This window comes from Agriterribacter humi (assembly GCF_009192765.1).
GTDB classification, from domain to species: Bacteria; Bacteroidota; Bacteroidia; order Chitinophagales; family Chitinophagaceae; genus Agriterribacter; species Agriterribacter humi.
This window is the reverse complement of sequence record NZ_VOHQ01000006.1, coordinates 187,585-212,980: the sequence shown is the minus strand read 5'-3', so window position 1 is coordinate 212,980 and position 25,396 is coordinate 187,585. Positions and strand designations below refer to the sequence as shown.

17 protein-coding genes are annotated in these 25,396 nt (G+C 43.0%); 8 read left to right on the top strand and 9 right to left on the bottom strand.

The features are described from left to right. Positions 1-70 precede the first annotated feature (70 nt). The 5 genes from FRX45_RS12465 to FRX45_RS12445 all read right to left on the bottom strand — a co-directional run bounded on the left by FRX45_RS12465 (position 71) and on the right by FRX45_RS12445 (position 7,455). Positions 71-1,363 (bottom strand): phenylacetate--CoA ligase family protein, encoded by a 1,293-nt coding sequence (locus FRX45_RS12465; RefSeq protein ID WP_152268759.1) that lies wholly within the window; start codon positions 1,361-1,363, stop codon positions 71-73. Positions 1,364-1,471: 108 nt separating this feature from the next. After that, positions 1,472-2,335, bottom strand: coding sequence for an SMC-Scp complex subunit ScpB (gene scpB / locus FRX45_RS12460; RefSeq protein WP_152268758.1), 864 nt, complete (start codon positions 2,333-2,335; stop codon positions 1,472-1,474). Between the two features lie 90 nt (positions 2,336-2,425). Beyond that, complete coding sequence (gene atpG, locus FRX45_RS12455) at positions 2,426-3,310, bottom strand: ATP synthase F1 subunit gamma (protein WP_152268757.1); 885 nt, start codon at positions 3,308-3,310, stop codon at positions 2,426-2,428. Between the two features lie 363 nt (positions 3,311-3,673). Next, a complete protein-coding gene (locus FRX45_RS12450; RefSeq protein WP_193311685.1) occupies positions 3,674-6,490 on the bottom strand; it encodes a TonB-dependent receptor in 2,817 nt (938 codons plus the stop codon). 194 nt (positions 6,491-6,684) lie between these two features. Next, positions 6,685-7,455 (bottom strand): 3-keto-disaccharide hydrolase, encoded by a 771-nt coding sequence (locus tag FRX45_RS12445; RefSeq protein ID WP_152268755.1) that lies wholly within the window; start codon positions 7,453-7,455, stop codon positions 6,685-6,687. Positions 7,456-7,582: 127 nt separating this feature from the next. Here FRX45_RS12445 and FRX45_RS12440 point away from each other — a divergent pair, with 127 nt between their 5' ends. Together FRX45_RS12440 and FRX45_RS12435 are read left to right on the top strand one after the other, a co-directional pair. Further along, positions 7,583-8,467 (top strand): TIM barrel protein, encoded by an 885-nt coding sequence (locus FRX45_RS12440; protein ID WP_152268754.1) that lies wholly within the window; start codon positions 7,583-7,585, stop codon positions 8,465-8,467. A gap of 83 nt (positions 8,468-8,550) precedes the next feature. Further along, a complete protein-coding gene (locus FRX45_RS12435) occupies positions 8,551-9,936 on the top strand; it encodes a Gfo/Idh/MocA family protein (protein ID WP_152268753.1) in 1,386 nt (461 codons plus the stop codon). Between the two features lie 405 nt (positions 9,937-10,341). On the opposite strand, the gene FRX45_RS12430 is transcribed toward FRX45_RS12435, so the two are convergent. The 4 genes from FRX45_RS12430 to FRX45_RS12415 are packed head-to-tail and all read right to left on the bottom strand — an operon-like array spanning position 10,342 to position 12,864. Next, positions 10,342-11,577: a T9SS type A sorting domain-containing protein gene (locus tag FRX45_RS12430; RefSeq protein WP_152268752.1), complete on the bottom strand. Its 1,236-nt coding sequence runs from the start codon at positions 11,575-11,577 to the stop codon at positions 10,342-10,344. 25 nt (positions 11,578-11,602) lie between these two features. Beyond that, positions 11,603-11,953, bottom strand: a complete 351-nt coding sequence (locus tag FRX45_RS12425) for a hypothetical protein (protein WP_152268751.1) — start codon at positions 11,951-11,953, stop codon at positions 11,603-11,605. A 29-nt stretch (positions 11,954-11,982) separates the two neighbouring features. Then, positions 11,983-12,519 carry a hypothetical protein gene (locus FRX45_RS12420; protein WP_152268750.1) on the bottom strand — a complete coding sequence of 179 codons (537 nt, stop codon included), beginning with the start codon at positions 12,517-12,519 and terminating at the stop codon, positions 11,983-11,985. A 33-nt stretch (positions 12,520-12,552) separates the two neighbouring features. Continuing rightward, the gene (locus tag FRX45_RS12415; protein ID WP_152268749.1) at positions 12,553-12,864 is read right to left on the bottom strand and encodes a hypothetical protein; all 312 of its coding nucleotides are present in this window, start codon (positions 12,862-12,864) and stop codon (positions 12,553-12,555) included. A 243-nt stretch (positions 12,865-13,107) separates the two neighbouring features. On the opposite strand from FRX45_RS12415, the gene FRX45_RS12410 reads away from it, so the two are divergent. From FRX45_RS12410 to FRX45_RS12385, 6 genes are all read left to right on the top strand, one after another. Next, a complete protein-coding gene (locus FRX45_RS12410) occupies positions 13,108-15,414 on the top strand; it encodes a DUF7133 domain-containing protein (protein WP_152268748.1) in 2,307 nt (768 codons plus the stop codon). 53 nt (positions 15,415-15,467) lie between these two features. Beyond that, positions 15,468-16,058: an RNA polymerase sigma factor gene (locus FRX45_RS12405; protein ID WP_193311684.1), complete on the top strand. Its 591-nt coding sequence runs from the start codon at positions 15,468-15,470 to the stop codon at positions 16,056-16,058. Positions 16,059-16,177: 119 nt separating this feature from the next. Then, positions 16,178-17,434, top strand: a complete 1,257-nt coding sequence (locus tag FRX45_RS12400; protein ID WP_152268746.1) for a FecR family protein — start codon at positions 16,178-16,180, stop codon at positions 17,432-17,434. 259 nt (positions 17,435-17,693) lie between these two features. Further along, a complete protein-coding gene (locus FRX45_RS12395; protein WP_193311683.1) occupies positions 17,694-21,239 on the top strand; it encodes a TonB-dependent receptor in 3,546 nt (1,181 codons plus the stop codon). Between the two features lie 104 nt (positions 21,240-21,343). Then, positions 21,344-22,798, top strand: coding sequence for a RagB/SusD family nutrient uptake outer membrane protein (locus tag FRX45_RS12390; protein ID WP_152268744.1), 1,455 nt, complete (start codon positions 21,344-21,346; stop codon positions 22,796-22,798). 82 nt (positions 22,799-22,880) lie between these two features. After that, complete coding sequence (locus tag FRX45_RS12385) at positions 22,881-25,391, top strand: beta propeller repeat protein (protein WP_152268743.1); 2,511 nt, start codon at positions 22,881-22,883, stop codon at positions 25,389-25,391. Positions 25,392-25,396 lie beyond the last annotated feature (5 nt).

The window sequence follows — 25,396 nt, the reverse complement described above, 5'->3', positions numbered from 1 at the left end:
CACGAAGATTATTTTAAAGTACACGCGACCGCAAAAAAAATAAATATTGGTAAATGTATCAAATTTTTGTTCACCTCCGGTCTATAAACTTAAGCGCTTTTCTCCCCGCTTCGGGAAACTGCATGCGCTGCATCTCTTCAATAGTAATATACTTAACATGAGGGGTTACCCTGAGTTTAGCCTGGAGATATGCTCTTATTTTATGATCACATTCTTCACTATAGCGCAACGGCAGAAGGTGCAGCACCACTTCATCTGTTCCTATCTCATTGGAATATATTTCTGCCACATAGTCTTTTACCTCTTCCATTCCATTCAGTAAGTCGAACAAGGCCGGGGCAAAAAGCGTTGTGCCTTTAAACTTGATCATCTGTTTTTTTCTGCCTATAACCGGCGACAACCGGATGGTATTTCTTCCACAGGTGCAGGGCTCTTCAAAAAACATGCATATGTCTCCCGTTTTATAACGCAGCAGGGGCATACCCTCCACATCCAATGTGGTAATGGTTACCTCACCCGGCACACCGGGCGGAACCTGCGTGTTGCTCTCATCTAACAATTCGGCTATTACCAGTTCGGGGTTATGATGTCCTCCCCTTCCGGCGCCGCATTCTGTAAATGCCGTTTGCATTTCGGTAGAGGCATAAGTAGAATATAAATTGATCTTCCATGCCTCATTGATCTTTCGCCCCAATACATTAAGTGAAAAATCGGTATTCCTTATATTTTCGCCAATGCAAATTGCTTTTTTAACCGAACTGCTATTGATATCAATACCATGCTCCGTGGCGTAATGAATTAATTTTAATATAAAGGAAGGAACGCCCACGATCGCTGTGGGCTTTAGTCTGAATATGGTTTCCCATTGCAGGGAAGGGACACCCGGCCCCACACGTATAATACCGGCGCCTAATTTACGGATGCCTGAATAATAGGCCATGCCCGCCATAAACTGCCTGTCGAGCGTGAGCATCAACTGGTATACATCCTTTGGATTGCCATCGGCGCAAACAAAAGAAGCATACTCATTATAAGCAAGTCGCTGCAGGTCGTTTTCGGTTAGTGCAACGGTAACCGGGCTGCCCAATGTTCCTGAAGTGGAAGTATACTCAATTATTTTATCGCGGCTTACACAAAGAAAATCATCATTGCGTTGCTGCAGGTCTTCCTTAACGGTAGTGGGTATATGAGCGAGGTGCTGTACTGATTTTATAGCGGAGATATCAATGGAATGTTTAGCGAACATTTCCTTATAAAAAGGCGACTTGTTTTGAATGTACTGCAATAACTCCTGCAGTTTTTGATGCTGTATGGATTGTATAGTGGCTGCTGGCTGAAAAGCTGTCCGGGGTGAATACGACATGGGTAAATTTTCAACAATATTTAGCTAACCGGTGCGCTAAATTAAGATTTTCGGGGAGAATGAACCGGGAACTCTAAGCAGAAGCCATTTACAGATGCTATTTATTGCTTATTGCAGATCATTCTTTTCTTCATCCTCATCATCTGTTCCGGGAAATGATTCAGGATCCGTGCTGTTATCAGGCTCCGTTTCCGCTGAAACCGGGTCATTTGTTATAGTATCATCATCCGCTCCTGCGTTCTCATTGGCTATTTCTCCCTCCTCAGGTGCAGGTAACTTGTCCTCTTCCGCAGCAGGCTCATCAGATCCTTCAATTGTTATGGTTGTATGCTGAACCAGTTCGCCGTTTTCAGCCACTATTAAATTGCTTTCCTCTTCTACTTCAAAATGACTGGCATTAACCAGCGTAGGCGATACCACCTGGTCGGCCAATACTTCTTTTATTCTGGGGAGATCTTCGGGAGAATTTATACCAAAATAATCCATGAAGGAGCGCGAAGTAGCATATATCAAAGGTTTACCGGGCAGCTCTTCATTCCGGCCGGTAATCACCACCAGTTCTTTTTCCAGCAATTTCTGTATTACGTAATCGCAGTTTACACCACGTATAGATTCTACTTCGCCTTTTGTTATGGGTTGTTTGTAGGCAACAATGGCCAGGGTTTCCATGGCTGCGGCTGACAGCCGTTTTAAAAACTTGTCGCCATTTAACTGTGCTATGGTTTTATGAAAATCGCCCTTGGTAAGAAACTGCCAGCCTCCACCGCTCTGCCTCACTTCAAAAGGATAAAATTCCGTAGCATATTTTTCGCGTATCCCGTCCATTGCTGCTTCTACCTGCTCCAGCGTAGCACGTTCTTCAATAAACCCCAAAGCACTGTTCACCAGGTCAACCAGCTCTATACTTGTCAATGGCTTTTCGCTGGCAAATATCAGCGCTTCAATATGCAATATGATCTGTGAAATTTCCATGTGCTCCTCGCAGCCAAAGTTTAATGATTAAATAAGCCTGTGTTCCGGGTTGGGCATTAAAATGTCAATGCATAATAATCAATTACGATACTATCCCTGCAATGCTGCAGCACCGCTTACTATTTCGGAAAGCTCGGTTGTAATGGCAGCCTGCCTTGCACGGTTGTAAGAAATGCGGAGGCTTTTCAGCAGTTCATTTGCATTTTCGCTGGCTTTGTCCATGGCCGTCATTCTTGCGCCATGTTCGCTGGCATTGGCATCAAGCACAGCTTTATACAACTGAGTATTCAATATTTTGGGCATCAGTTCCGCAATAAGCGCTTCTTTGCCGGGCTCAAAAATAAAATCCGCTTTGGTTGTTTTGCCGTCTTTATTTTCCACTTTAGGAATCGGCAAAAATCTTTCCGCTGTAAACCGCTGAGTAGCCGCATTCCTGAATTCGCTGTACACTACTTCCACCACATCAAATTCTTTTTTTGCAAAAGATTCTATGGCGGCCTGCGCTACCTGCTGAATTTGTTCGAATGAAATATGATGCAATACATCTTTATATGCAGGGTTTACTCCAAAACTTCCTTTCTGAAAAAAATCAAATGCCTTTTTCCCTACCGGCCAAACGGTGATATTGCCTTTGGCTAACTGCTGTGCATAGTTTTCCTGTGCTACAGAACGGGCGAGCTTAATCACATTGGCATTGTATGCCCCGCACAAACCACGGTCGGAGGAAATAACGATCAGTAGTACCTTTTCAACAGGACGCTCAATAGCCAGATCTCCGCCCGAATCACCATCTGTATTGCTCACGATATTGCTGAGCATTTCCTGCAACTTTTTGGCATAAGGACGCATTTGAATAATAGCATCCTGTGCACGGCGTAATTTTGCCGCACTTACCATTTTCATGGCTTTGGTAATTTGCTGGGTACTTTGAACCGATTTGATCCTGTTACGAACTTCTTTTAAGGCGCCCGCCATATTAAAAAGTTAAATAGTTGATTGATAATTAGTTAATTGGGTAACAATCAGTTATTCATTGCAGGTTATCCCAAAATGACCGCAAAGGTATTAGAATTGAGCGAAAAAACAATGTGGATGTGGAAAGAATAAAGAGGGTTGCAAGTTACAAGGTACAGGGTGTGCGGGGCGCAAGTTGCAGGGGTGCAGGGAGGTGAATAGTGAGAAGTGAATAGTGAATGTTTTACTTAGCTCTCACGTCTTACCTCTATGAAACGATCAACGTGAAAGGTGAAACGGGAGAGATGAAAGGCGAACAAATGTGCAATCCCTCAACCTATAACCTATAACCTGTACCCTGAAACCTGTAACTTGTATCTTCCATCACCATTGACGATCTCCTCTTCTGCCACCCCTGACCGGGCCCATTTCCCTGTTCTGCTCAGCAGGTTGCTGTCCGCCTTTGAACTGCATAAGCCGGTAAGAAAAGGTGAGCATGAAATAACGGGTAAGCCGGTTAACCCTGCTGTCTATAATAGAGTTACCATTTACCTGCCTGCTGATATTGGTATTCTGATTGAAAATATCAAAGCCCGACAGGCGGATGAAACCATTTTTCTTTTTGAATATGGTTTTTTCGATAGAAGCATTAAATAATGTAGGATTGCTGTTTACGGAAGATGCCAGCCCGTTATTGATAAGATAATTAATATCATAACGCAGTATCAGCCCTCCCGGAATATCCATACGCATATTGCTTCTGAAAGTCCATGCGTTTGAGCTGAGGCGGTCACCGTTTTGAGAGAGGGTGTATTTTGTGGAATTGAGACTATACGCCCCGCTAAAGTCTAATTCAAGCCATTCTTTAAAATTGAATTCAAAATTCAGGCGTTGCGTGGTGATCCAGTTATTGCCGGTATTTTTCTTGCTGTCTACCAGTCCTACATCATGGTTATAGTTTACATTTCCACGCAGTGAAATAATGTATCGCCTGTTTTGGAAGGGTACTGAATAATTATAGAATCCCGAAATATTATAATTTCCTTTTACATTTTCCGGCATACTTAACTGTGCGCCGCTGCTGTCGAGCCGCATGTTATTATTTACAATCCTGTTCTGGATCATATTTGCCCGCATTCCAACAAACATTACACGGCCGCTTGTAAAATTGAAATTATTGAAGAACACCCTGAAGTTATGATTGAATTCGGGTCTCAGATCCGGATTACCCTGGGTTTGATATTGTGGATTGGATACGTCCCGCACCGGCTGCAACTGGTCAAAAGAAGGCTGCTCGTAATTAGCGTTATAGTTCATGTTCAGCCTTTTGGTTCGGGAAAAATTGTAGGAGAGCCTTGCAGAAGGCGCCAGGTTTATCCTTTTCTGGGGCGTGTATGCACTGTCTTTTGAAATAGAATAGCCATTGATCTCCATGGGTTGCATGGTAAGTCCTATGCTATAATTATATTTTTTATTAACCGTGCGCAGGCTTAAGCCAACCCTTTGATTGATAAAAGTGTTTTCATACGCATTGCTGAGGCTGTCAATAAAATGAATTTCACTGCCAATCGAGTCCCGGTCGAAAGTACGCCTGTCGTTTTTTGCATACGAGTTGTTGTAGGAATAACTGATATCCAGGAACCTGTTCTTTGCTACCGGTTCCGTATAGGTGACACGGATGCCATAATTATGATTGTTATTATCCTGTGTTATCAACTGATCAAGATAAGCATCGGAATAACCACCTGCTTTAAGGAATTCACGTGTAAAATTGATCTTATCATCATCGCTTAATGTGGAAGATGTGCCCAGGCTGATCCGCGTTGAAAAGTTCCTGCCTCTTTTTTTAAAGCGGTGGTTATAACTGATATCTCCGCTAAAGCTGGGTGTTTTTCTGTGAACCGTATCTCCGTTATATCCTTCCTGGGTTTTAAAGATATCATCCTCCCAGTAGTTAAAATCGCTGTAACTCCTGTTATTGGAATTACCATACGAAAAATTGGGACTCACCTTAAGATAATTGGAAGAATCGAAATTGTATTCAAAATTGAGGTTAGCCCGATGGTTATTGCCAATGTTATCGGAAAGGCTGTTGTTGTTATTAATGAAAGAACCATCGCCAAAAAAGTTCTGCTGCGAAGTATTACGCATTGTAACCGTATTGCGGTTGGCAAAACTGTAATTACCATAAAATGAGCCTTTCTCCTTGCTGAAATCGGTTCTGAAATTGGCGCCAATAGAGTTGTTATCTGTTATGCCGTTCTGATCGGCATTGGTATCGGAAGTGCCGCCATCGCCACCACCGGAGTTTCCTCCTCTTCCGCCACCACCCCTGTTACCACCACCAGCATTACCTCCAAAATTAAACAGGTTCTGATTGATATTATTGCTATTTCCCAGAACGGATAACTGTGTACTTTCCCTGAACACATTGGCATTTAATGTAGCCTGGTAGCGGTCATCCGTACCGTAACCTGCAGATGCACGACCGAATACACCCTGGTTCTTATCTTTTTTTAGCTGAAGGTTGATGATAATATCCGGATCGCCATCCTTGATACCCGATGCGGCAGCCAGGTCGCCGTAATCATCCACCACCTGCACTTTGTCTATAATTTCTGCAGGCAATTCGCGGGAAGCGGTTTTAGGATCACCCCCAAAGAAATCCTTGCCGTTCACTTTAATCTTGGATACTGTTTTACCCTGTGCAGTAATATTACCATCTTTATCTACCTCTAAACCGGGCAGTTTCTTTAAAAGATCTTCCACGGACGAATTGGCTTTTACCTTAAAGGAATCTGCCCTGAATTCAATGGTATCTTCCTTAATAACAATGGGTGGCGGGCTGATCACTACTTCCTGCAAGGTTTGAAAAGCGGGCAGCATGGTTATGCTTCCAACATTAAAATCTGTTTTACTCTCTTCCACATCGTATTGCTCCTCTGAAGCTTCCAGTCCCGCATTGGTTACTCTTAATGTAAATTTTGTAGCTGTTACCCTGGAGAAAACAAACTGACCGTTTTTGTCTGTAACCACTTTTAAAGTGTCTTTACTACCATCCGGAACAAGCATTACAGTAGCGCCCGGTAAAATAACATGGCTGCTGTCATATACCTTACCTCTTACCGTTCGGTTCGTTTGTGCAATACCTGCTATAGAAAAAGTGATCAGGAATATAAAGAGTAAAATGCCGGGTTTCATAAAATGCAATAGGGATTGTCTGTAATCATTCAACACAAGCCAGATCATCCCAAAAGTAGGCTCAACTGCATTACCATAAAAAGAATAGAGGTTAAATAAGGTTAATGTTTGATTCTTTAGTCTTTTTGCTGCAGATTCATAGATTTTATCCGCGAATCTGCCAGATCTCTTTTACCAGGCCTTTTTAGCAATTATCAATCCTTACTCTCAAACAACGGCGCAACCTGGTTTGCGGCCGTTACACCCGGAGGAAGTTCAATGATTTGCAGGTTGCGAAAATGTATAGGCGCGCCTTCCGACTCTAAGCACAGGTAGCCTTTCTTTTGAGAAGCATGTGCAACGCCATTTACAAATTTTCCATTTACGGAAAGTTTGATCACGCCATCCACGCATACAACGTCATAGGTATTCCATTCGCCGCGGCCTTTACAGAGTTTTTCAATGGACTTACTCCTTTCACCTCTGGGATTATCGGGCGTGGTGGTTACTCCTCCCACACCAAAAAGCTCACCGTGAACATATGCAATGGGCGGTGTAACGCCATCCCTTTTGTTGAGCTTCACCCAGTCTAATTCCAGCATTTGCACTTCTACACCGTCTGGCAAACGATTTTCGCCTGGCCGGGCGCTGCTCCATACAAATACGCCCGAATTACCACCTGCCTCCATATGCTTCCACTCAATGTGCATTAAAAAATTTTCATACTGCTTTTCGCTTCTCATTACGCCTATCGGCAATCCTGTACAGATCAGGGTGTCATCTTTTAATGACCATGTATTACCAGCGGTATTTACATTCATCCATTTAATGGGAACGCCCTGGTCATTTGAACCGGAAGCAACAGCATTGAGATGCTTCATTTTCCCAAACTGCAATGTTGTATTTTGCGCATGCGAAAAACTCCCAATAATTAGTATTACTACTATGCACAATTGTGGCTTTGCTTTTTTTAATATATTTTTCATTTAACTTTAATTATTAAACGAAGCGTAAGATATGAAGTAGCACAGTTTTATTGGTTATAATAGCAACATAATTTTAAATTGCATAACCCTTTAGCAATAAACAATAGAAAATCCCCTGTCATAAAAAATGAAAGATCTATCCCGCCGCAATTTTTTACGTCATACAGCCCTCACCGGTTTAGGATTGGCCACCGCCGGAACATTAAGCAGTTATTACAATGCAGGACCCAAAATGAGGTTTGGATTGGTTACCTATCAGTGGGGCAGGGATTGGGATTTACCGACTTTGATTGCCAATTGTGCAAAAACAGGGTTGTGGGGTATTGAGCTCCGGACCCAGCATGCACATAAGGTTGAAATCAACCTATCCGCCGCTCAGCGCATTGAAGTAAAAAAGCGGTTTGCCGATAGCCCGGTTACATGCATCGGGTATGGTTCTAATTTTGAGTATCATAGTCCCGACCCCGTTGAACTGCAAAAGAATATTGAACAAACGAAAGCATATATCCGGCTTTGTAAAGATATCGGCGCAACTGGTATAAAAGTAAAACCCAATAATCTTCCTGCTGGCGTTCCCAGGGAAAAAACAATTGCACAGATTGCTGCCTCTTTTAATGAAGTGGGGAAGTTCGCAAAAAACCTGGGCCAGTTGGTAAGAGTGGAAGTGCATGGCAACTTAACTCAGGAAATCCCCAACATGAAAGCTATTTTTGACCAGGTTACCGAACCCAATGTAAAAATATGCTGGAACTGCAATCCCGAAGATCTGTTGCCCCCAGGACTTGAAGCGAATTTCAATTCAGTGAAAAAATGGTTTGGCGACACCGTTCATGTACGCGAATTAAACATAGGCGACTATCCCTACCAGCAATTAATGAACCTTTTTACCTCCATGAAATATAACGGGTGGATACTCTTAGAAGCCCGCACCGAACCCAAAGACAGGGTAGCCGCTATGAAGGAACAACTGGCGGTGTTTAACGAAATGGTCGCAAAAGCGCAGAGAAAATAAAGGATGCAGGTTACAAGTTTCAGGTTACAGGGCTGGCAATGCCAATAAAAAACGATTTGCTCATATATAAAAACAAAACAATCATGCAAAAAAATTACCCGAGAAGGGAGTTTATTAAAAAATCTGCTTTAGCCGGCGCCGGTGTTACTATTGGCGCTATGGGTTTAAGCGCTAAATCTTATGCCGCAATACCAGGCGCCAATGAACGACTTAATATAGCGGTTATAGGTATTCACGGGCAGGGACAAACCCATATCAATAACTGGTGTTCGCTAAAAAGCAGTCGCAATATCCGGCTAAAAACACTTTGCGACGCAGATGAGCAGTGGTTTGATTCGAGGGCGAAAATTGTTAGTGATAAAACAGGTGAAAAGCCACTAACGGAGTGGGATATGCGCAAAGTATTTGATGATAAGGAAATAGATGCGGTTTCGATTGCAATGCCCAACCACTGGCATGCGCTGGGCGCCATTTGGGCCTGCCAGGCAGGCAAACATGTATATGTTGAAAAACCGGCATCGCACGATATATGGGAAGGTCGCAAAATGATTGAAGCCGCCAGCAAGTACAACAAGCGCCTCCAGGTTGGATTTCAGAACCGTTCTATCAGCAATGTAATGGAAGCAATGAAATTTTTGCACGATGGTGGTATTGGCGATGTATTTATGGCAAGAGGGCTTTGCATTAAACCACGCGATTCTTTTGGTATTGCTAAAGACAGCGCACCACCTGCCACGCTTCATTACGACCGCTGGTTAGGCCCTGCCACCTACCGGCCCTACAATGAAAAGAAAGGACATTACAACTGGCATTGGTTCTGGGACACCGGGAACGGCGATACCGGGAACCAGGGACCGCACCAATTTGATATTGCCCGCTGGGGACTCAATAAAAATGAACACCCGGTTTCTATTTATTCACATGGCGGTATTTATGGCATTGATCCCAAAGAATGCGCCCAGGAAACACCCAATACACAAACATCTATATTTAAATACGAAGATGGAAAGATGCTTGAGTTTGAAACAAGGGGCAGGTATTCAAACGGCGAATCAAGTCTTGATATCCGCATTGGAAATATGTTTTACGGAACCGAAGGTTATCTTGAATTAGACGGGGGCACATGGAAAGCTTTTCGCAAAAGAGAAAAAGAACCATTTGCCGGTTCGCAGAAGACTGATGTTAAAAAACCAGTTGACCCAAGAACCCCGCCCGGTGGCACTGAACATTATGCCAATTTTATTGACGCTATACGGTCAGACAATAATGATGATCTGCATTGCGACATTAATGAAGGATTCTTTTCATCATCGCTTCCTTTATTAGCCAATATTTCTTATCGCCTTAACCGCGAGCTTAAATTTATGGGCGGCAACATGGATAATGAAAAATTTGTAAATGATACAGAAGCAGATGCTTTGCTTAAACGGGTATACCGTCCGCCATATGTAGTTCCCAACGAGGTGTAGTAAGGATGTACAGTATCAATGTTTGATAATTGCATGTATTTTTTAGCCACAGCTTCCCGGATTTTTATACATGGTATATTAATCAGCGAATCTGTGGCAATTTTAGTTATACCAGGCAAATGGCTTAGTCAATGCCGTAAAGATATACTGCTGATTGCTAAGACTGCGTAGCGGTATATTTTCCGTTCTCCGCAGAGTCTCAACTCCGGGCCATGTGTTTTGGCTGGACTCTGCGGGGGAATAATCATCGTCTTCCTGTCGCAGAGTCGCCTGCCAAGTCACACGCTAATCGCGGGCAGACTCTGCGGAGAACTAGAAACCGCCGTACACGTATGTGCATACAGTGGTGTGAGAGGACGGCGGCTTAAGGAAACTTGAAACTGCCTCCTACTTTAATTAGATTTATTATTGCTTATTAATCTTCCTACTATCCCATTCTTTACCGTCAAATACACTCACGTTATAAATACCTGCCCGCAAATCTGAAATATTGATTGTAGTTGTGGTGATTCCGGACTTATAGTCAAAATATTTCCGTCTTACTCCAGTCATATCGGTAATCGCAATCTTATATGCTTTTCGAGATGTTGCTGATGGACCAGGAGCCAGTTTGCTTTGAGATAATTCGGAATCAGTATTTTCTTCTATTACATTAATGGTCAGTTGACCATTGGTAGGATTAGGCGCTGCCGTAAACATACTACCACACGATTTATAATACTGAAATGAATTGGAAGCACTGGTTCCGCAGGCACTGATAACATCCAGGCGTACACCATGCATACCGCAACTGCCGCCGTTCAATATAGTGGGGCTATTGGGTACTCCCGAGGAGCTATACACCATCACATTGTCTATATACCATTTATGCGAAGTAATGGGCGAGACACTGCCAGGTAAATTAAAGTACACATTTATTGTACCATATGACGGCGGGGGTTGAGTCACGGATGTAATAGTGGCCGGGGGAGTGCCTGCCAATACATTTATAGTGGCAGGACGGTCGCCACACCCCGCCAGAGTAACATTAACTTGTATCGTTGCAGTTCCATTAAACGAAGGGCTTTTGGTAGCTGTAACCGAGTTGCCCGTTCCTCCAAAAGTGACACTGCCCAACGGCGTAGCACTCCATGTATAGTTTGCGCCTGCAACAACAGGAACCGAATAGCTAGCATTTGTACAAAGTGACGCAGGACCTGTTATAGCCATATTGACGCAAAGCGCCGAACAATTAGACGCCGGTCCCGGATTGGTACCGGTTCTAGTCAATTCGGCAGCCAACCAGTTAGCGCTTCTCAAAAAAAACCATTCATGCGGTTCATTATTTAACCTACGCGTTGTTGCATTTTCAAAATCCCACACTGCACCATTTGCATTAAAGGCAGTAGTAAAATTTTGAAATGGAGTGTTGAATGGCGCTGCTGGCGGGGTTGCGCCAATATACCGGGCCATATACTGGGTATTTGTGAGCGTTTGGTTACCACCTCCGATGCATAAGGCACTGGTGGCATGCACAAAAGCAAACCTGTACCTTATATTAAAATTGCTGTTAAAGGTTTGAAAGGAATTGTTGACGACACTGTTGGGAAGCCCGCCAAATGTAAGCGTGTAAAAGCCACCCGGATAAGTATCAAGCGGCAATAAACCGGAAGGCGCATTGTAGGTTTTATTGGCAACGGTAACCGTTACCGGTATTATTAAATTTACCGGTAAAAATGGTTTTATACAATTCCGAAAATATACCCGCCTCTACCAGGGTGCTGTCGTGCAGGGTAACACCGTTAAAAGTTTTAGGTTCGATAAAGTCGAAACTGTAATCCAGCAACAAGCCGGTAGGCACGCGACTGGCTTCCAGCAACCCAAATACATTGTTGGCGTAGGTACGGTAATTACTATTTACATCTGCATAAGATGGCAGCGTGAAGGTAGTATCGCCACCGCTGAGCGGAGTCATAAGTTGAGCCATACTATTGAAGGAAAGCAACAATCCTGCGATGGCAGGTAAAAATTTTCTCATTTAGTGTAATTTTAAGGTTATGAAAAGGTTTAATAAATAATATCGAAACGACCTTCAGTAATGCTTATATTTTCCCCTGTACTGGTATTGGTGCCTACAAATTCAAATGTGCCAGCTAATATCCTCCTGGCTTTATCGTGGGTTGTAATATGAAGCCAACCAGTATTATTATCCAATTTTCGATACTCCCTACTTTTAAAGTAAAAAGCGTGAGGAAATCCCTTTTGATTTTTAAAATCATAAATTACACCTTCTTCAACTAAAAGACTATCAGTTTCGATATGTACACTTTCAATAGGAGAAATCTGCCAATTACCCGCCGGAATATTCAAAAACCAGCCTCCACCTTCACCTTCTCCCAAGTTTAAATACTGGCAAAATAATCCAGGTTGTCCTCTTCCATCCCGTGGCACAAATACTTTGCCGTTCACTTTGCAGCCAAAGGTCATTGCGCCGGTGGTAGTTTCAGGCGGAAGTTCAAACTTGTCTTTTTTGCAACGGGAGGATAATAGTAACAGGGAAAATAAGCAGGCGAACAGCAGGAAAGGTTGGCGTTTCATAATCAAAACATTTTTCAGTAATAAGGCAATATTATAAAGCTAATAATACTTTTTCATCAGTATGAGCCTGAAAAATAAAATTTCCGTGTTGGGTAGCACATATTTCTTTATTTCGTAAATGGCCTTGGCGATAAAAACGATCATGCTGTCGTGCAGGGTAACACCGTTAAAGGTTTTTGGTTCCGTAAAATCGAAAGCATAATCCAAAAGCAGCCCCGTTGGCACGCGGCCGGCTTCCAGCAACCCAAATACATTGTTGGCATAGGTACGGTAGTTGCTGTTGACATCTGCATAGGCAGGCAGGGTGAAAGTAGTATCGCCGCTACTAAGCGGAGTAATAAGTTGAGCCATACTATTGAGGGAAAGCAATAATCCTGCGATGACAGGTAAAATTCTATGAAACAGACATAGATGACTTTGGATTTATCACACACTTTAGGGGTTAGCTGTTAACCATCACTCAGTTGTTGGTAATGCCAACTCACGTTGCCCTGCTCACGAACATCAACAACGGCGTAAACAGTATAATTTATTTACTTTTGTCTCCCAATTTTTTTCATCAGACATATTGCGCTTTTATTGATCCGAAAACAAATGATTAAAAGAACGATAGAAATTATTCCTGTTTTTATACTTGCATGTTTATTTGCAAGCTGCAATTCCGGTGAAAGCACGGATATAAAACCAGCCCCTTTGAATTCGCTTGAACGGAAAGAAATATTGAACAATTCACCTGTTCTGTCGCCTGAGAAATCACTTGCAGCAATGGAAGTTGAAGATGGCTTTGAGGTAAAGCTGGTGGCTGCCGAACCATTAATAAGCGCCCCTGTTGCTTTAACCTTTGATGAAAAGGGAAGAATATGGGTGTTAGAAATGGAAGGCTATATGCCGGATACAGCAGGAACGGGGGAAAACAGGCCCAATGGTAAAATTATTATACTGGAAGATAAGAACGGAGACGGTATTGCAGACAACAGGAAAGTATTTATGGATTCGCTGGTGTTGCCAAGGGCTTTATGTTTAATAGAAGATGGTATTCTTGTAGCATCGCCTCCCAACCTGTGGTATGTTGAAATAAAGAACGACCGGCCGGGCAAAAAAGTTCTGGTGGACGGCGCATATACTATTGGCAGCAATGTAGAACATGACGCCAATGGTTTAATGCGAGCCATGGACAACTGGGTATATAATGCCAATTCGGAAAAGCGTTACCGGAAAAAAGGCGATCACTGGGTTACGGAATGGACACGTTTTCGCGGGCAATGGGGAATAACGCAGGATGACTACGGACGTTTATTCTATAACAACAATTCACAGAATTTATTAGGCGATTATTTCCTGCCCGGGCCGGGAGCAGGCAATGTCAATCAGCGCAGCATATCGGGATATAATGTTAAGATAGTAGAAAACAACAGGGTGTACCCGGCCCGGCCCACACCCGGCGTAAACAGGGGATATATGGAAAACATCCTTGATGATCACTCGCGCCTCGTAAATTTTACTGCTGCCTGCGGCCCCGTTATTTACCGCGGTGGTTTATTTAAAGACGCCTATCACAACAACGCTTTTGTGGCGGAACCTTCTGCAAACCTTATTAAGAGAAATATACTGGAAGAAGATGGTTATGTTATTAAAGGCAGGCAGGCCTATGCAGGAAAGGAATTTCTTACCAGCATTGATGAACGTTTTCGACCAGTCAATTTGTATAACGGTCCAGATGGCGCTCTATACATAACGGATATGTACAGAGGCATTATTCAGCACAAATTTTATTTAACCGATTACCTGAAAAAAGAAATTAGTGAAAGATCGCTTTCACAACCACTCAATTGCGGCCGTATTTATAAAGTAGTTCCCGAAGGCGCATCATTGAAACCGGTAGCAGTGCCTGCCGATCCGCTAAAGCTGGCAGCGCTCCTCGCCTCTCCCAATGGCTGGATAAGGGATAAGGCTCAGCAAATGCTGGTAGACGGCAAACTTACAAATGCGGTTCCCATATTGCGTGAAAATTTAAAAAAAACGGATAATCCTTTAACGCTTATTCACTCCCTGTGGGCATTGGAAGGCATGGAAGCTTTGCAGGCGGAAGATGTATTACCACTGCTGCAAAACAGTAATAATAAGATCAGGGTACAGGCTATAACTGTTTTACCGGCTGTGGTAAATAAAACCAATTACCAACAATTTGTGCCGGTACTGCAGCACATGATCAATAATAACGATAGTGTTGCCGCACCTTATATCGCTTTCAGGATCCGGGCCATTGATCCTTTCAATAAGCCGTTAGCCGATGATATGTTAATGAGCCTCGCAAAGACTTTTCCTCATGATCCTTTTGTAAGCGATGCCATCATTAGTAATCTTGAAAATCGTGAAAAGACTTTTTATCAAAAGATTAGTACAGCCATTACAGATTCAAATAAGGCCATTATAATACAACTCAAAAAAACAATATACAATATCAGCAACAGGCAGGTCAAAAAAGATACCAGCTTGTTCAGGAAACAATTCCCGGCAGGTATGAGCCTTTTTGCATCCACCTGCCAAACCTGCCATGGCGAAGACGGAAATGGAATAGCTGCATTAGCACCACCGCTCAACAATTCGGAGTGGGTTACCGGCGACAGGGATAAGCTTATTGCCATTGTATTATACGGATTAACTGGTCCGGTTAAAGTGAATAAAAAATTATATAAGTCGCCCGAAATAAATGGTGATATGCCAGGACTTGCTCACAATAAGGATATTACGGATGAAACCATTGCCCAGGTGCTGAGTTATATAAGGAAAAACTGGAACAACAATGCCTCCGGCATAACGCGTGATGAAGTAATAAAAATCAGGCAACACTGGAATGAACGGCAGCAATCTTTTACGATGGAAGAGCTGAATAAGTGGTAATAGTATCTTTAAATTTATATTATCTTTACTACAACTAACTGTTCATTTTCATTTTGAATTCAGAAACAATTCATACCGAAAAAGAGTTACTGTTACGTGCCTCTCAGGGTAGTGAGCCTGCCTTTACCCTTTTATTTAACCGCTATAAGCATAAATTATACAGCTACCTCCTATCGCTTACCGCATCACCCGAAATTGCCGAGGATATTATACAGGATACCTTTCTTAAATTATGGAAGAATCGCTCCTCCATGGAAACTATTGATCATTTGGGGGGATACCTCTTTAAAGCAACCCGCAATCTTGCAATCAATGCACTTAAACGAATGTCTAAGGAAACCATCATTCTTTCAAAATTGGAGGCACAACAAAACAGTGCAAACATTAAGGCCGATGACACACTTGTTACAAAAGAAGCCGAGCAACTGCTTCATGAAACAATCCAAAATCTTCCCCCGCAACAAAAACTTATTTACACACTTAGCCGTGAACAGGGACTGAAACACGAAGACATTGCCCATCAACTGCACCTTTCTTCTTCAACCGTTAGAAACCATATTGTGCAGGCGCTCCGAACCATCAGAAAAAAATTTGAACCCCACTCCATCTCTGTTATTGGTATTATGGGTTTCCTTATTTATTAAACGATTCAGCAAGTAAATCCCGTGACTACCTGGCTTCCAGGTTTTTTTACAAAATTCCTTTCCTCACTGGTTCTGTTTTACTTCCCGTTTGTCTTACCAATAGCAAAGCGTAAAACAGTATGGCATCGGAAAGAATCAAATACCTGGCAGAGCGGTTTTTAAACCAAACAATTAAAGAGGAAGAAAAAATAGAACTGGCTAACTGGGTTAACCATTGTTCGCAGGATGAAGAATTGAGTGGGGTATTGGAGCAGGCATGGCAAAAACATAAAGCAATAAAGCAAATGCCGGAGGACATGTCGGAGCGAATTAATGCCTTTATTTATGCAGGAGAGGGTGCAGTAGGAAAAGAAGAAGTTGAATTCGTCAATAATAGCCGCTTCATTACATACTGGAAACGCTCCTGGGTAAGGATAGCCGCAGCGGTATTTATTTTAATGTCAGGCAGTATTGCTTATGTAAAACTTTACCAGCGAGAGCAGCCTGTTATTGCAAAAAATAAAGTTCCACGTCAAATGAAACAGGATGTGCCGCCGGGAGGAAACAAAGCCGTACTTACCTTATCCAATGGATCACAAATTATTTTAGACAGCGCCACTAACGGATTGCTGGCGAAACAGGGAAATGCGGAATTGAGAATGCGCTCTGCCGGTGAACTTGCCTATGTTTCAACCGGTTCGGCTGCAAGCGAAGTAATGTACAATACAATGAGTACGCCACCGGGCGGTCAATATAAATTGATTCTTCCGGATGGTAGCGTGGTTTGGCTGAATGCAGCTTCTTCCATTCGTTTTCCCACCGCATTTACCGGCAAAGAAAGAAAAGTGACCATAACCGGCGAAGCGTATTTTGAAGTGGCTCCCTTGATTATAGAGGAAGGAAAAAAGAAAGTACCTTTTATTGTACTGGTTAACTCATCTTCCGCAACACCCAGCCAGAATGAGGGTATGGAAATACAGGTGCTCGGCACTCATTTTAATGTTAATGCATACGAGGAAGAGGATGCGATAAAAACAACCCTGCTGGAAGGGGCTGTAAAAATAGTAAAGGGAAATACCAGCAGTTCCTTATTACCCGGACAGCAGGCGCTGCTCCAAAAGAGTGGAAAGATAAAGATTGATAAAGCGGCCGACACCGAAGAAGCAATAGCATGGAAGGATGGCTATTTCCAGTTTAGCAGCAGCGATTTGCCCTCCGTTTTGCGGCAGGCTGCACGCTGGTATAACCTGGAAGTGGAATTTGCCGGCGATATTCCTAAAGACCGGTTTACAGGAAAAATAAGCAGAACGGTAAACCTTTCGCGCCTGCTGAAATGGATGCAATGGAGTGATGTGCATTTTAAGCTCGAAGGCCGAAAGATCACCGTACTTCCGTAGTTAAGTGAACCAGCATACCTGCTAATCTTAAAAATAACTATAAAACTTCGGCATGCTTTATTACTAAATAATATTTAAAAAAAATAGTTCATGCGATTCGGATAAAGATAGCAGTTAGTCCAAATAAAACCGGATCCCGATGGCGATCGGAACCCGGCAAAAAAGGGATTAACTTTTTAAAACAATCGTTGCGCGATTATTTATTGTTTAACCCAAACACCCGTCTCCGCTAATGCATAGACGGGAAAAAAACAAAGTTATGAATTTGAATGCCATTATCCGCCGAAGCTTTAACGAAGGCGGATCGAATACCGAAACAGCCCCCCTGCCTTCGCCACGGCTATGGCAGGAAAAAAAAACGCTGATGGTTATGAAGTTAACCGTTGTTTTATTGCTCGCAGCCTGTCTTCAGGCAAATGCCACAGGCTTTGCGCAAACTTTTACGCTTTCGTTGAAAGAAGTGCCCATTGAGAAAGTGTTTAAAGCCATTCAAAAAGAAAGTGGATATCATTTCTTTTACAACGAAAGGCTATTGAAATCCTGCAAAAAAGTAACCGTGCAGGTAAACAATGCCAGTTTGCAAACCGTGCTGGATCTCTGTTTTAAAGATCAGCCGATTGCGTATGTTATTGATGAAAAACAAATAGTGGTAAAGGTAAAGGAGCCGGAAGCTGAACAGGAAACCGTTGTTGTTGCTCCATCTCCTCCTCCGCCGGTTGAAGTAAGTGGTAAGATTGTTGACGCGAACGGGAATCCTTTACCGGGCGCTTCCATAAAAGTAAAAGGATCCGAAAAAGGCACTACCGCCGATGCCAGTGGTAATTTCACCTTAGATGTTCCGGATACAGGTGGCACACTTGTTATTTCGTTTATTGGATATGCAACAGTAGAACTACCGGTTTCAAAAGCTGGCGCTTTAAACCCGATTGTACTGCAGACCGTGGAAGCGGAAATGACAGATGTGGTGGTGGTGGGATATGGATCGCAGAAAAAGAGCGATCTTACCGGTTCGGTAAGCTCTGTAAAAGGCGAGGATTTAACCAGGTTGCCTACGCAAAGAGTTGACCAGGCATTGCAGGGCCGCGCGGCGGGAGTAATGGTGCAAAATACCGATGGCGCCCCCGGTGGTAATGCCATTATACGTGTACGGGGAGGCAATTCTATTACCGGCGGTAATAACGCCCTGGTGGTGGTAGATGGTATACAGGGTGTGAATATCAGCACCATCAACCCCAATGATATTCAATCATTAGAAGTACTAAAAGACGCATCGGCTACCGCTATTTACGGAGCACGTGGCGCTAATGGCGTAATATTAATTACTACTAAAAGAGGAGTAACAGGCAAACCCGTTTTTAATTATGGTTTTAGCGCCGGTTCCCAGCAATTGAGTAACAAGCTGAACTTATTGAATGCCGGGGATTATGCGCGTAAATCAAACGACTGGGCAGCTACTGCCAACGGTACTGTAAATTCCCCAATAGAACCTGTAATACCTTTTACAAAAGAACAGATTGCTTCATTAGATGCCACCGGAGGCACCGACTGGCAGGATGAAGTGTACCGTAGCGGGGCCTTACAAAATCACCAGCTTTCTATAAGTGGGGGGTCTGAAAACGTTCGTTATTTTGTTTCGGGCGGATATGTGAATCAGCAGGGGATTGTGATCAATACAAAATATGTACGCTATAATTTAAGGAGTAATTTAGACCTGAAACTGAACAAGTGGTTAACCGCCGGTGTTAACCTGAATGTGATCAAAGATAAAGGCAATGTGCCGCCGGTGGGTGAAGGCACCCGTTACGGAGATATTTTAGGACAGGTGATCAATACCGTGGCAAGGTTCGATCCTGCAACACCGGTATATGGTGCCGATGGAAATTATAATTATAAAGCTTTAAAAGGAGGACCCGATGACTCTAAAATATATGCCGACAATGATGTATGGAATCCGGTTGCAACCGCCAGGGAAACCAGGGCCGAAAAAAATAATATCACCAATGAAATAAGCACATTTCTCGAATTTCAATTATTACAGGGGCTTAGTTTACGGGTTGCTGGCGCTGCAAGTATTAACAGCAATGATGATAAACACTACTACAGCACAAAAACACAGCCGGGCCGGGGTGTTAACGGAGTAGGAGATTTATCGGAAAGCCGGTATGAATATTACCAGAACTCTAATATTCTTACGTATAATAAAACATTTAATCAAAAACACAATTTAACCTTAACCGGCGTGGCCGAACAGCAATTAATACAGGGAAAAGGTTCCTATATTAATGCGCAGGGCTTTTTCAGCGACGAAACAGGAATCAATGATTTAGGCGGCGCCGGGCAGATCAACGAAAAAACCAATTTCCTTTCCAAGCAAACACTAAACGCTTTCCTGGGACGCGCCAACTATATTTTTGACGGGAAATACATGTTAACCGTAAGTTACAGGGCAGATGGTTCTTCGGTGTTTGGCGCAAATAACAAGTGGGGGTATTTTCCTTCGGCCGCCGTAGCCTGGAGGGTTTCCGAAGAAAAATTTTTGCAGACAATAGAATTCATTTCAAACCTAAAGTTAAGAGGTAGCTGGGGTAAAACAGGTAACCAGGCTATTCAGCCTTATCAAACCCTCGCAACTGTTGCCTCAGGATTCAATTATCCTTATGACGGCAACAGCGCTGCCAATATTGGATTTGCACTGGGAAGGCCGGGAAACCCCGACCTTAAATGGGAAACCACTGAACAAAAAAACATTGGTATAGACCTCGGCTTTTTTAATGAGCGCCTTACCGCTACCATTGATGTGTATAAAAAAGTGACGACCGATTTGTTGTTGAATAAACAGGTAGAAGCCTATACCGGCTTTTCAACGAAACTTGCCAATGTTGGATCAATACAAAATAAAGGAATTGAAATTTCAGTGGGTGGCATACCCCTTGCCGGCACTGATTTCAGATGGAATACGGGAGTAAACGTTTCTTTCAACAGGAGTAAGGTGCTGGCTTTGTTAGATGATCAGCCCCTTGCAATCAGAACAAATACCGGCGGCGGTTACCAGATTTACGCGAGTGGATTTTCAGTGAAATATTTACAGGTAGGTCAGCCGGTAGACCAGATGCGCGGATATGTTAACCTGGGTACCTGGAGTGAGACAGAAAGAGAAGATGCAAAAAAAATGGGACAGGCGCCGGGTGAAGCCAAATGGAAAGATGTTGATGGGGACGGAAAAATAACGAGAGCGGCTGATGGACAGGAAGTAATTGGAAACGCTTCCCCCAAATTTATTTACGGATGGAACAATAGTTTAAGTTATAAAGATTTTGATCTTACATTTCTTATTCAGGGAAGTTATGGTAATGATATTTTTAACGCGGTAAGAATAAAAACCGAAAACCCGTCTAATGGCACCAGCGTTAATTTAAATAACAGGTGGACCCCTGATAACCAAAACACGGATGTGCCCGTTTTCCTTAGTTCCAGAGACAGGAACCTGCTTAACCTGGGCTCCAATCAAACTGCGGGCATAGGCGTTGATCAGCGTTCCAGCCGGTGGATAGAAGATGGATCTTATATACGCATGAAAAATATTACCCTTACTTATAACATCCCTTTGTCTGTATTGAGTAAAATACATATTTCAAATTTATCTGTTTACGCTACGGCAGTTAACCTGTTTACAATTACGAAGTATACAGGCTATGATCCGGAAGTGAGTTCGTTCAATGCGGCCGGCGCCGGTGGTTTAGGTATTGATTTAAGTAATTACCCAACATCAAAAACATTCCTGTTTGGTATAAACCTAACTTTTTAATTCATCATCATGATTCAGTAACCTGCACCGGGTTTTCAATAGCTACTGAAAATAAAATTGTCTGAAATACCTGGTTAGGTGAATAAACCAAAAAATTATAGCAGATGAAAAATTATAAAATGAGTTCAAATGCGGGCATGCTCTTATTACTTTTATGTATAACGGTAACATCCTGTCAAAAACTGGACGAAGCGCCCGAAGGAATATCAACTCCTGCAAATTTTTACAGCACTGCAGGACAGTGCGAAGCTGCATACGCGGGATCAATGAACGCGTTATTTTCAACCTGGAATGGTTACCAAAACGGAGTAGCCTATCCCGATGGACAATTTGAGGGCGCAGACCTCGATTTTAGCGTGGGTTCTTTTAATGAAGTATGGACCTGGCATTACAAATCAATTAGCAATATAAACGCGGTTTTAAAAGCGGTTAAGGATGGTAGCCTGACTGGAAACCCGGACGAAGTGATAGCGAATGTGGTTGCGCAGGGAAGATTTCTGAGGGCCTATAATTATTTTACATTAGTGCGGTTGTATGGTAAAATTCCATACTTAACGGAGGATTCTCCCGATCCTATTGCAACCCCGTTAACCCCCGATTCACGTCTTGAGATTGCAGCGATTTATGACTTAATTGAGGCCGACCTGATATATGCAGCAGAAAATATGGCAGATTATGATGCCGCTGTTCCCGGTAAACCCAACAAATGGGTAGCAAAAGGATTTTTAGCAAAAGTGTATTTAACCAGGGCCACTGCGCCACTAAATCAAACGGAAAATTACGCCAAAGCAAGAGACATGGCCGACGATGTAATTACGAACGGCCCTTATGAATTACTTCCGAAGTTTGAGGATGTATTTAAAACATCCAATAACCGCAATATGGAGATAATGTTTGCTTTTACAACTTCTTCCGATGCTCCCTATATGCCCGGCAACGTTTGGGCCCCCTCAGAAATGGATGGATGGAGTTCGGGCCCGGTTAAAATATTATGGGCTACTACTATCTATCCTGAACAACCACGTAAACACAGCTATATCCTTTTAGATTTTACTTCTGATATCTATGATCCATCGGCACGCATCATAAACTGGTCCGAATCTTCAGACGGAGTACCTTATATTGGTAAACTCAATATGCCTAATCTTACCTACGATCAGCAAGTGAGTGGCGGCGATGCCGGAATTGAAATGAAATTATTACGGTTCGCGGATGTATTGCTTATATATGCCGAAGCGGCTAATATGGCGGGTAGCGGACCAACACAACTGGCGGTTGATCGTTTAAATCTTATAATTGACAGGGCTAATGAGGGTACGGGTACGGAGCCACGGGCAACATTGGCTATGACGCAAGCGCAATTTGATCAAAAAGTGATAGACGAAAGAAGCTATGAACTTTGTTTTGAAAATGACAGGTATTTTGATGTGTTAAGAAAAAAATTATTACAGCAGGTGAACCTACCTGATAATGCCGATGGGTATGATGAGAATGATTATTTATTACCTATCCCATCGTTGGATGCTGCGTCTATTGGGCAAAACCCAGGATACGAATAGCAGCGTTATTTAAATGTTTACGGCATAAAGAAAAAGGCTGGAAGAATAGTAGCCAGCCCTTTTCATTTAGAAAAATAAAGCTATGACTGATTTTTTTTTGAAATGCCAACCAGTCTATTTGGCTGTGCAATATCTCATACGCAATCGCCCTCAGTTTTATCTGCCCGTTGAAAAAAGTTTGAACAGGAATAATAATAAAAATAGCCTGACTGCTTATATAGGTTTAGCCCTTATCTTTTTATTGGGCTGCCAAAACGCTAATACCAATAGCAAACCATTTAGCGATACCCGTGCCTGGCAAAAGCTGGGGCCGGGCGGCGGCGGCTCTACTTTTATTCCTACTTTTTCGTATCAATCGCCCGATCATTTTTTGGTGCGCTGCGATATGACGGGTTCGTATTTAACTAAGGATGGCGGCGATTCCTATCAACAAATCAACTTTGCAAACGGCGCCAATGCATTTGCGTACACCCCCGGCGATTCCAATACCATTTATATAGGATCCGCAGCCTTAAACCGATCCGTAGATGGAGGAAGAACCTGGAGTCAGGTTTATCCAAAGCAAAATGAAATTAAAGCGACATCGTATGAGGGCGATCATGCCAGTTACAGCATTCAAACCGTAGAAGGCTCATTATACGAAAGCGGCATGATTGACCATATACGGGTTGATCCGGTTTCGGCACAATCCATTTATTTTAGTATGGGTAATTTTTTCTTTTACAGTTCAGACAATGGTAACACCTGGAAAAAAGAAAACCTTCAGCAACACATAGATTTCATTTATACCAGCGCCGTTGATTTAAAAGGTGAAGTATATGTATTCACGGAGCAATCCATGTATATCTTTCAAAAATCAACCGGACTATTCAACCAAAAAAAATTGCCAGCCTCCATGTCACCGGCCTATTCTTTTACCGGCGGCACGCTTGCACAGGATGGGAAAATAATATTTTATGCGTTGCATAACAATGCTGATGATAATATGGAAGACGAATTTGGCAATACCGAAGTATGGATTTCGGATGATAAAGGCGGAACCTGGAAACAGTTGGAACATCCACTCCTCACCAATAAAAAAGATGGCATAAAGCCCAGCTATTCCATGATAAAATGCGCTGAGTTTGATGCGGGGCAGGCATACCTTGTTTGTAATAAATACGAAGAGAAAAAAGACACGTCTGCCAGCATCTATTGGTATGGCGCCATAAAAACAAGTGATGCCGGCAAAGAATGGAACTGGGTGTGGAAAGGAGGCGGCGGCTCGGGCCAATATGCTGTAAAAGATGGAATAGGTGTTGCCAATTTAAAAGACGCCTGGGTTGAAAAAGCTTTTGGCGGCGAATATATACGACTCATTGATGTGGGTGTATATGCCAAAGACGGAAATATTGCCATAGTTACAGACTGGTACCGCACCATGAAAACGATGGACGGCGGCAAAAGCTGGAATGAAATGTACAGCGTGGTGCAGCCCGATGAAACCTATACCAGCAATGGTATGGATGTTACCACTACTTACGGCGTACATTTTAATCCCTTTGATAGCAACCATATTGCCATAAGCTATACCGATATTGGTTATCACCATTCTTTTAACAATGGTAAGAGTTGGAGCCGGTCGGTACAAGGAGTACCCGCGGAATGGGCAAATACGTGCTACTGGGTACAGTTTGACCCTAAAGTGAAAAACAAAGTGTGGTCGGCATGGTCGGGCATGCACGATTTTCCGAGAGGCAAGATGACGCGCAACCCAAAATGGAAAGCAAGAGCCAAGGGTGGTATATGCGTATCTGTTGATGGCGGATTAACCTGGAAACCCAGCACAGATGGAATGGGCTTTGATTCGCCCGCCACTTCTATAGTGTTAGACACTAACTCGGCTCCGGGTAACCGAACACTTTATGCCGCTGTATACAATAAAGGAATATTCAAATCAACCGATGATGGTAAAACATGGGAACTAAAAAACAAGGGTATTGAAGCAAACACCTGCGCCTTTGAATTAACCTTAACCAGCAACGGAAATTTATTTGTAACAGTAAGCCCCACGCCCATGCATAAAAATGGGAAACAAGGCCGGGAGTATTATTCCGGCGCTGTGTATAAATCAACGGATGGCGCAGAAAGCTGGACAAAATCAAATGTGGTTCAGGAACCCTTCTTCCCCAATGGTATTGATTTTGATAAACAAAACCCCAACCGCATTTACCTGGCATGCTGGGCAAGCATTTCGTTAAGCGATTTAATTGGTGGCACCGTTGCCCGTTCTACCGGAGGCAATGAAACCATTACTATGCCCGGTGGTATTTTTCTTTCGGAAGACGCCGGACAAACCTGGATTCCCATTTTTGATCAGCAGCAATATGTGTACGATGTTACCACAGATCCTTATCATCCCGGACGGGTATATTGCAACACGTTTAATAAAGCGGCTTACCGGAGCGATGATTATGGCAAAAGCTGGAAGAAAATAAAAGGCTATGATTTTCATTGGGGTCATCGCATAGTTGTGGATGAGAACCAGCACGATAAAATTTATATCACCAGTTTTGGGTCCGGTGTTTTACATGGATATCCCGAAACAGAATAAGCAGG

Excerpts from the sequence above, each read along its gene's own strand:
- FRX45_RS12390 (WP_152268744.1), top strand. The coding sequence starts at position 21,344 with ATGAAAAATTATAAAATGAGTTCAAATGCGGGCATGCTCTTATTACTT.
- FRX45_RS12435 (WP_152268753.1), top strand. The coding sequence starts at position 8,551 with ATGCAAAAAAATTACCCGAGAAGGGAGTTTATTAAAAAATCTGCTTTA.
- FRX45_RS12425 (WP_152268751.1), bottom strand. The coding sequence starts at position 11,953 with ATGAGAAAATTTTTACCTGCCATCGCAGGATTGTTGCTTTCCTTCAAT.
- FRX45_RS12465 (WP_152268759.1), bottom strand. The coding sequence starts at position 1,363 with ATGTCGTATTCACCCCGGACAGCTTTTCAGCCAGCAGCCACTATACAA.
- FRX45_RS12400 (WP_152268746.1), top strand. The coding sequence starts at position 16,178 with ATGGCATCGGAAAGAATCAAATACCTGGCAGAGCGGTTTTTAAACCAA.
- atpG (WP_152268757.1), bottom strand. The coding sequence starts at position 3,310 with ATGGCGGGCGCCTTAAAAGAAGTTCGTAACAGGATCAAATCGGTTCAA.
- FRX45_RS12440 (WP_152268754.1), top strand. The coding sequence starts at position 7,583 with ATGAAAGATCTATCCCGCCGCAATTTTTTACGTCATACAGCCCTCACC.
- scpB (WP_152268758.1), bottom strand. The coding sequence starts at position 2,335 with ATGGAAATTTCACAGATCATATTGCATATTGAAGCGCTGATATTTGCC.
- FRX45_RS12395 (WP_193311683.1), top strand. The coding sequence starts at position 17,694 with ATGAATTTGAATGCCATTATCCGCCGAAGCTTTAACGAAGGCGGATCG.
- FRX45_RS12445 (WP_152268755.1), bottom strand. The coding sequence starts at position 7,455 with ATGAAAAATATATTAAAAAAAGCAAAGCCACAATTGTGCATAGTAGTA.
- FRX45_RS12450 (WP_193311685.1), bottom strand. The coding sequence starts at position 6,490 with ATGAAACCCGGCATTTTACTCTTTATATTCCTGATCACTTTTTCTATA.
- FRX45_RS12410 (WP_152268748.1), top strand. The coding sequence starts at position 13,108 with ATGATTAAAAGAACGATAGAAATTATTCCTGTTTTTATACTTGCATGT.
- FRX45_RS12385 (WP_152268743.1), top strand. The coding sequence starts at position 22,881 with ATGACTGATTTTTTTTTGAAATGCCAACCAGTCTATTTGGCTGTGCAA.
- FRX45_RS12415 (WP_152268749.1), bottom strand. The coding sequence starts at position 12,864 with ATGGCTCAACTTATTACTCCGCTTAGTAGCGGCGATACTACTTTCACC.